General features: G+C 30.5%; 4 protein-coding genes and 1 pseudogene. 1 reads left to right on the forward strand and 4 read right to left on the reverse strand.

Features of this window, described 5'->3' with window-relative positions:
• Window positions 1-62: 62 nt before the first annotated feature.
• Entirely contained in the window at window positions 63-443 is a 381-nt protein-coding gene (gene blaI / locus CM54_RS11720) for a penicillinase repressor BlaI (protein WP_002436859.1), read from the forward strand.
• 261 nt (window positions 444-704) lie between these two features.
• Here the strand turns inward: blaI and CM54_RS11725 are convergent, their stop codons facing one another.
• From CM54_RS11725 to CM54_RS13020, 4 genes and pseudogenes are all read right to left on the reverse strand, one after another.
• A complete protein-coding gene (locus CM54_RS11725; protein ID WP_037551386.1) occupies window positions 705-1253 on the reverse strand; it encodes a recombinase family protein in 549 nt (182 codons plus the stop codon).
• Window positions 1254-1967: 714 nt separating this feature from the next.
• Window positions 1968-2083, reverse strand: a pseudogene (locus tag CM54_RS13105) (DUF536 domain-containing protein); the annotation flags it as partial.
• Window positions 2084-2521: 438 nt separating this feature from the next.
• Window positions 2522-3070 carry a 6-phospho-3-hexuloisomerase gene (gene hxlB / locus CM54_RS11730; protein WP_037551413.1) on the reverse strand — a complete coding sequence of 183 codons (549 nt, stop codon included), beginning with the start codon at window positions 3068-3070 and terminating at the stop codon, window positions 2522-2524.
• A 2-nt stretch (window positions 3071-3072) separates the two neighbouring features.
• The coding region (locus tag CM54_RS13020; RefSeq protein ID WP_037551387.1) for an orotidine 5'-phosphate decarboxylase / HUMPS family protein at window positions 3073-3337 on the reverse strand (265 nt) is incomplete at its 5' end.

The following is a 3337-nucleotide window of genomic DNA, read 5'->3' on the forward strand; positions in this document are numbered from 1 at the left end:
GCCGTCTGGGAAAAATGCTGAATTAATCAGTGAAAAAATATTAAAAGAAATGGGTGTTTTAAATGGCCAATAAGCAAGTTGAAATATCTATGGCTGAATGGGATGTTATGAATATAATATGGGATAAAAAATCAGTATCAGCTAATGAAATTGTAGTTGAAATTCAAAAATATAAAGAAGTTAGCGATAAAACGATTAGAACATTAATCACAAGACTATATAAAAAAGAGATTATAAAACGATACAAATCAGAGAATATTTATTTTTACTCATCAAATATTAAAGAAGACGATATTAAAATGAAAACTGCTAAAACCTTTCTTAATAAACTGTATGGAGGGGACATGAAAAGTTTAGTGCTGAATTTTGCGAAAAAAGAAGAATTAAATAACAAAGAAATTGAAGAATTGCGAGACATTTTAAATGATATTAGTAAAAAGTAATTAGAGATATATTTCAAACATAATACATATGTAAACTATGCTTGACTCTTATTAAATTAGTTTTGTTAATAACATTTAAAATATATTATTAAAGATGAGAGTGTACAGAAAATAACTGTTTTCTGTACACTCTTTCTTCATAATCCAAAATCTATGAATATCAGTATATAATATGTTCAAAAACTCAACATAAAATCAATGTTCATAAAATGATTTAGATACACCTATAAGAGCCTTAAGTAATATATTTTTTCATAGAGTTTAATCTTTAAGCATCCTATATACTGTAGAACGACTTACACCTGTTTGTTTAGCAATTTCTTCTCCAGTAAGTTTTTGTTCATCATATAAGAATTTAATCTCTCTTTTTTTATGATCTGGTAATGATGGTCTTCCACCTTTTCTCCCTCTAGCTCTTGCTGCTTCTAATCCTTTTTTCGTACGTTCGCTTAATAAGTTAGCTTCAAGTTCAGCAAATGCACTCATCATAGTAAAGAACATCTTGCCCATCGCATCTTTGGTTGATACGTTCATATCTATAATATGTAAATCAATACTATTATCATCTAACCATTGAGATAACTCAATTAATTGCTTGGTTGTTCGGCCAAGACGATCTAGTTTATAGATAACTAAAATATCGCCTTCACGTAAATAATCTAAGCATTTATCAAGTTCCGTTCGTTTCGTTTTGCGACCACTCGCTTTCTCGCTAAAGATACGTTCACAACCATATTCCTCAAGTGTATCAATCTGTCCATCAAGACTTTGATCTTGTGTTGATACACGTGCATAACCAATTTTAGCCATTTGAATACCACCTCTTTTAATCGTTTTATGAGTACTTACTAATGAAATCTAGTTCTCGATGCAAATAAACGCGGCTCTCATCGTCTGAAAACTCATATTTTTTGGTATTTATGATACATTGATTATAACACAAGTTTATAGACTTAAATATCCAAGAAAAACCTCCTAATTTATAGTTAAGAGGTTTTGTGTCAAAAACGAACGTTTTTCATTACTTCTGTTATCTCATTTAAATCAAATAAATCTGAAGATTTCCATGTAACATTTTGTTCATTAGACTTATTTTCTATATATGATATGCTGAAGCACCTGTTAATAGAATTTTTTTGTAAATTTAGCCTCCAATTTTAAAAATGAGCAGGCACATGCTTGCCTCAGCTCATCTTTTTCATAATAAGCTAAATTGCTCACTACAATTAAATTAATTTGATATAAGTGTGGCAAGAGTTCTACGTCTCTTAATAAATAATACCCAATTTTATTGATAAATGAACTTAAATTTAAAATTAAATTGATGAGTATCAGAAGTACGATTTACATAAAAAGGTACGACAAGTTTATGAGCTTGTCGCACCTTTTTAATTACAATTAGTTACTAACAAACGACTCCAAAAGCCTTTTTAAGTTGTGTTTATTCACCCTTTTTTCTTCCTAATGTTGATTAATATTTACAGCGTCTGTAGTATATGATACTTCTTACACATCCACGTTTTATCTATCATTAGTAGGTGTATCAAAGGAATAATTAAGCAGCCTCTCTTCCTCTAATTAATTTTTGAATCTTTTTTATTACTCTCTAACGCCAAAACTTGCTGATTCTTAAGCAATCTTTAATCTTTCCTGCAACTCTTTTCTATTCTGGCTCATATATGCGTTTTAAGAAACAAATGTAATTGAATAGGTTAAAAATTATATATTTTTAAAGTTTCCTTTAAACCAACTGTTAAAATGTATAATAAGGATATTGGATTACCACATGTAAATTTGTTTTTAGCACGACGTTTTTTAGGTGTGTAAGTGTGCCTTTAGATATAAAAATAAAAGTCAAACTAGAAAAAGTAGATTGACTTTTTCTTTTGATGCAGTATCGTCAATGTAAATCTAAAAATTCTGGCTATAAATCTACATCACTTTTCAAAAATGTAGTAGTGATATTCAATACTAATTAGTTTTTATAACTACTAGGAAATATCTCAAGGCGTTTCTTTAAATTAAAAATACCCCACAAATAAATGTGGAGTATTAAAGTGAATCATCTTTTGTAGGTTTTATTCCAGATTAGCATGATTTTGCTGCATTGTTTCTTCATCAACGTTTATCTCAGTCATTAAATCTAAAACAATACTATCTAAAAACACTTGTGATGCTTGTTCAAATAAGCTACCTAGAGGTTGTGCTGAACCTTCAGCATCATATTTCGTTCCCGCCGGTAATTCAATCACTGCATTTGCAAGTTCACCAATATTTGACGTTGGATTTGTTGACAATAATACAACTTCTGCACCTACAGCTTTAGCTTTATCTGCTAATAATCTTAAATGCTCTGTCGAACCTGAGCCAGAAAGGATAACAAACAAATCTTTTTCGGTAATGGAAGGTGTAGTGGACTCACCAACTACATGTGCACCCTTCCCAAGCTGATTCAATCTCATCGCAAAACTATTTGCTACAAAACCCGAACGTCCTTTTCCAGATACAAAAACTTGCTCTGCTTTAATAATTTGCTTTAAAAACGTTTCGGCTTCACTGTCTTTCACATGTGATAATGTGTTGTCTATTTCATCTAGTATTAAACGATAATTTGTGATTTCTGTCATCATTATTTTCCTTCAATCGCAGCTCTACATTGTTTAGCAGCTTCTACAGGGTCATCAGCATTTGCAATGCCGCCACCAACAATAATTAAATCAGGATTTTCTGCAACAATATCTTTAATTGTATCTGGTTTAATACCACCTGCGACTGCTACTTTAGAATTACTAATTACAGATTTAACTTTACGTAAACTTTCTAAAGGAGATTGACCTTCAGCTTGTAAGTCATAACCAGTATGAACAGCGATATAATCTGCGCCTAAATCATCT

Origin of the sequence: Staphylococcus sp. TE8 (assembly GCF_000692055.1) — a bacterium.
Lineage (GTDB): Bacteria > Bacillota > Bacilli > Staphylococcales > Staphylococcaceae > Staphylococcus > Staphylococcus capitis.